Below are 4,488 nucleotides of genomic sequence, written 5' to 3' on the forward strand. Positions count from 1 at the left end.
TATGCTCGCCGGGAGCGATGTAATCGATTTTATTCGTGAGATCGGTTTTCCCTAACGCAAGACCAGCGAATACGACGTGATAAGCCGATGGGTTATATATATCTAACTCATTATTGCTATATTTATATTCAAGAGATTTATAAGCATCGTACGGCTTGCCGACTAAATTTGTCGGGCGATAAAATAGTTTTATTCGTGTTTTAAATACCAGCGTTAGCGTATTATTATTCGCATCGGTGGTTTGGCTTTTGGCAGGAATAGCGCGCACATTAATAAAGAACAAAGATTCTTTATCGTTAGCAATGTTTTCAGATGATTTTATAATTCGTAATGATGAATCGTTATCAGCATCGAGGCGAAAAAGCGGCGGTGTAATAATAAAGGGGCCTCGTGCGGTTCCCTGTGCATTGTCGACCCACGACTGCAATAAATAAGGCAGACCTTCACTGTGGTTAGCCACCGGCAGCGCGGCCTCTTTTTTCCCGGCATCGTAGATGACACGGGTTCTCTGTAGCACAATACCGCCAGCGAGGCTTTGGCTGACCCAGCTGCCCAGCACCAATGCCAAAGCGAGCGCGGTGTTTTTTTTCATCGCTGTTATCCTTAACCTGATGTCAAAAAACGTCTCTTTCCATCCCAGCGGGAAGAAGGGATGGAAAGAGACGGTATACGGGATTAGCGGTAGTCGATGGTGACGTCAACGCTGGCGTTGGCTTCGCCTGGGGAGATCTCTTTAGGATCAACAGTGGAGACGTAATAGGCTTGTAGCCCTACGATAGTGGTGCCATCGGCTTCCGGGGCAAAGCTGATTTTTGAATCAGCCGCGGGCAGCTTATTCAGCACCATCGTTGCGTTGTCGCTGGCTCTTGCGATACGGATGCCCACGCCGGTTGCGGCGGTATCCATGCTGCTAACGGCGACCAGATCGTCGTGATCGGCTACAGTGCCGCCAGCGCGCGTTTCCAGCCACAGCTGGAACGAGTTGTCCGTTGTGCCATCAACGTGCTCCCACGGGGAGGCTGGACAGTTTTCCAACGGAATATTAACCGGAATCGCCGGGCTGGTATCACCGACAGTTTTAAACTGCGCGGCGGCGTAATGACCCAGTTCCACGTTGATGACGTCACCATCGGCGAATTCACAGGTGCTGGTTAGAATTTCACCCGTAAATTCAATTTTACCGTCCGTCGCCCATGCGCTTCCCGCAGAAAGCGCCAGCAAGCTAACCGCTATAGATTTTGCAATTTTGTTCATTAAAATCCCTCTTATTTGATAAACCTGTTAGCAATTAAATTAATGAAAAGACAAAGATCAAAATTAATTGCTGGGCAATAGTATTCTATATGCGCTGGTAGTCATATTAATAAGCGAGATTTTCAGATTATATTTATTAAAAATGAACGAGCTAACTGCTATTACATTTAAATAATTTTAAATTGGTGCGGAGTCAAAATATTGCAATCACGAATATTGGCTGCTAAATGATATACTTGTGATGATATTAAGGCTTTTGGTATTCAGCTGAGTATTTTTCGCAAAATCCATTCAATTCCTTGCATTACTGTTTATTCATCCCATCATGTTTCCTGCTGTAAAATCATACAGATGTAAACGATTGCGGATGCGGATGACCAATCGTGTTGGTTAAAGGTGATGTTTGTCACAATTATTTCGTAAATGTGAACGGTAGTACTCTTCAGAATGTGGTTTGAGTCATTAGACTAGGGCTTCCAAAACGGGAGGACCCATGGCTTTGCATTCCACGCGCTGGCTGGCGCTCGGTTATTTCACCTACTTCTTTAGCTACGGTATCTTTCTGCCTTTCTGGAGCGTCTGGCTCGAAGGGCTAGGGCTGACGCCGGAAACCATCGGTTTACTGCTGGGCGCGGGGCTGATTGCCCGTTTTCTCGGTAGTTTGCTGATTGCGCCGCGTGTGAGCGATCCCTCTCGGCTGATCTCAGCGTTACGTATTCTGGCCCTGTTGACGCTGGTGTTTGCGCTGGCCTTCTGGGCGGGAACCAACGTGGCGTGGCTGATGGTGGTGATGGTCGGCTTCAACCTGTTTTTCTCACCGCTGGTACCGCTGACCGACGCGCTGGCCAACACCTGGCAGAAACAGATAACCATGGATTACGGTCGGGTGCGACTGTGGGGATCCGTGGCTTTTGTGATCGGCTCCGCGCTAACCGGCAAACTGGTGAGCCTGTTTGACTATCGGGTGATCCTGGTCCTGCTATCGCTTGGCGTCGCCTCGATGCTGCTGGGCATGATGATTCGCCCGAGCGTGCAGCCAGCGGGTGAAAACCGTCAGCAGGAGAGTGCGGGATGGCCCGCCTGGCGCGCGCTGATAACCCAGAGCTGGCGTTTTCTTGCTTGCGTGAGTCTGCTACAGGGTGCGCATGCTGCGTATTATGGTTTCAGCGCCATCTATTGGCAGTCTGCCGGATATTCAGCTTCGGCGGTGGGCTATTTATGGTCACTAGGTGTGGTGGCGGAGGTGATTATTTTCGCACTTAGCCACAAGCTGTTCCGTCGTTTCAGCGCCCGCGATCTGCTGCTGCTTTCCGCCGTTTGCGGGGTGGTGCGTTGGGGATTGATGGGCTGGAGCACCGAGCTGCCGTGGCTGATCGTGGTGCAAATCCTCCATTGCGGAACCTTTACCGTCTGCCACCTGGCGGCAATGCGTTATATCGCGGCACGCCAGGGGAGCGAAGTTATTCGTTTGCAGGCGGTGTATTCCGCGATAGCGATGGGCGGCAGTATCGCCATCATGACCGTATTCGCGGGCTATCTGTACCAGAATCTGGGCAGCGGCGTGTTCTGGGTGATGGCGCTGGTGGCGCTCCCGGCAATCGTTCTGCGCCCGAAGGTGGTCGCGCAGCCTGCAACGTTATGATTCGAGGATTTTGCGGATCTGCTGCTGCTGATGCGACGTAAGCGCCAGATCCGCATGAATCAACGGGGGTGAAAATAGCGGTAACGGCGTGGTGTACGGCGTAATAATCAGCGTTACGCCGCGCGGGGCACCCTCTTTTTGAAAGTCCTGCATCGGCATATGTTTTACGTTGAGCGGCAGCAGCGTCAGTTCGCGCAGCTGTTGCTCTATATGTGCTTCAAGTTGTTCGTTACTACCGGTCAGCAGGATAATCTGCTTTTCGTGTAAATCCTTCTCCTGCATCAGCCAGGCGCCGAAAATAACGGCCACCAGCCCGATCTCTTCTTCGGAAAATTGCACATCGTATTCGGCCTCGAAGCCGTGAATCGCCTCGCGGGTAGTACGAACCAGCCGGGGATAAAGGCGGCTGAACTCCTCCGGCAGCGTGTTATCAATGCCGATGGCAAACACGCTGCGGTTCAGTGCCTGAGCCAGGTGGATATACAACTGGTCATTCAGCCCTTGCTCATCGCTGAAGCGCACATTGCCATACTCGCGAAAACGCAGCACCAGCCGCGCAATAGCAAGGCGCAGGCGGCGATCCTGCTGGTGATTATCGCGAATCGGGTCGGGGATACGAAGCATTGAGAACAGCAACGCCATAAACAGCGATTCGCCCAGCGGTGCACTCTGCATGACGTGGCGCTGCCAGTGACGGCCAATTTCCTCGGCGAGCGGATATTCCGCGCAGGATTGCGCCCAGCGTTGCTGGAGTGGGTTAAACTCCGGGGTGATCCCCGCGTGGTGCTGTAGCAGGCAGTACTGTAAATACAGGCGCAGGAACTGGATGTCACGACACTCAAACGGTTTCTGCAAGCGCCGGGAGCACAGATTAATGAGCGCGTGCAGATTGGTGTCGTCATACAGCGTACGTGCGATCCCCCTTTGTTTAAGTTCTGCTTTTAACGCCGGGGTAAACTGCTGGGCGATAAAGGCAGGGCAAATCCGCAGGCCACGGCGCAGCCACTGCAACAGACACAGACGTTGATTTAGCGGGGTTCCTTCGATCGTATAGCCACCATTCTGCGCGGTGGCTATCGCGAGCCGGTGATAGCGCTGGATTTCGAGTCCTGCGCCAATAATATCTTCCTGAACCGTGGCATCATCGACACCGTTGAGGTTGCTGAAGGTTTGTGTAGTAGCGATTTGCCCCGGCAGGAAAAGCGTCAGCAGCACCTGGCAACGGCGCTGGGGAGCGGAAAGTACAGATGGTGGGGCAAGCGTTGACATCATCTGTAGATTCTCCCGTGAGTATGTTTGATAAGAATAGCTAAAGTTTGCTCATAGATTTTGAGAATGGAATGCTTTCCACCAGGAATGCTGGAGAGCGTCACAGAATTTTTAACGTGCGGAACAGATAGCGGTAGTGGAACGCAGCGCGTTAATCCGCTTTTTCACTGTTTTATCTTTTGTTTAGATATGCCAGAGATGTACTGTATGTCATGTTAAACATGATGGAGAATATTTTATTCCGCTATGGGGTTCCGTTCACCCCAGCGTTATCACTTCTCTGAATCAGAGATACCCGTGAACGTGCAAGGGAGGCTCACCGC

The 4,488-nt window shown here is 51.7% G+C and carries 4 protein-coding genes; 1 reads left to right on the forward strand and 3 read right to left on the reverse strand.

The features are described 5' to 3' along the window. On the reverse strand, positions 1–592 hold a 592-nt coding region (locus FDW94_RS16510; RefSeq protein WP_249358579.1), incomplete at its 3' end, for a molecular chaperone. An 83-nt stretch (positions 593–675) separates the two neighbouring features. Continuing rightward, positions 676–1,254, reverse strand: coding sequence for a fimbrial protein (locus FDW94_RS16515; protein ID WP_008785473.1), 579 nt, complete (start codon positions 1,252–1,254; stop codon positions 676–678). A 493-nt stretch (positions 1,255–1,747) separates the two neighbouring features. On the opposite strand from FDW94_RS16515, the gene FDW94_RS16520 reads away from it, so the two are divergent. After that, positions 1,748–2,896 (forward strand): 3-phenylpropionate MFS transporter, encoded by a 1,149-nt coding sequence (locus FDW94_RS16520; protein WP_008785472.1) that lies wholly within the window; start codon positions 1,748–1,750, stop codon positions 2,894–2,896. On the opposite strand, the gene csiE is transcribed toward FDW94_RS16520, so the two are convergent. Continuing rightward, entirely contained in the window at positions 2,891–4,168 is a 1,278-nt protein-coding gene (csiE, locus tag FDW94_RS16525) for a stationary phase inducible protein CsiE (protein WP_137377902.1), read from the reverse strand. The genes FDW94_RS16520 and csiE overlap by 6 nt on opposite strands. Between the last annotated feature and the right edge of the window lie 320 nt (positions 4,169–4,488).

This window comes from Citrobacter sp. wls757 (assembly GCF_005280935.1).
Lineage (GTDB): Bacteria > Pseudomonadota > Gammaproteobacteria > Enterobacterales > Enterobacteriaceae > Citrobacter > Citrobacter portucalensis.

Coding starts and splice junctions, on each gene's coding strand:
- FDW94_RS16515 (WP_008785473.1), bottom strand. CDS start 1,254: ATGAACAAAATTGCAAAATCTATAGCGGTTAGCTTGCTGGCGCTTTCT.
- FDW94_RS16520 (WP_008785472.1), top strand. CDS start 1,748: ATGGCTTTGCATTCCACGCGCTGGCTGGCGCTCGGTTATTTCACCTAC.
- csiE (WP_137377902.1), bottom strand. CDS start 4,168: ATGATGTCAACGCTTGCCCCACCATCTGTACTTTCCGCTCCCCAGCGC.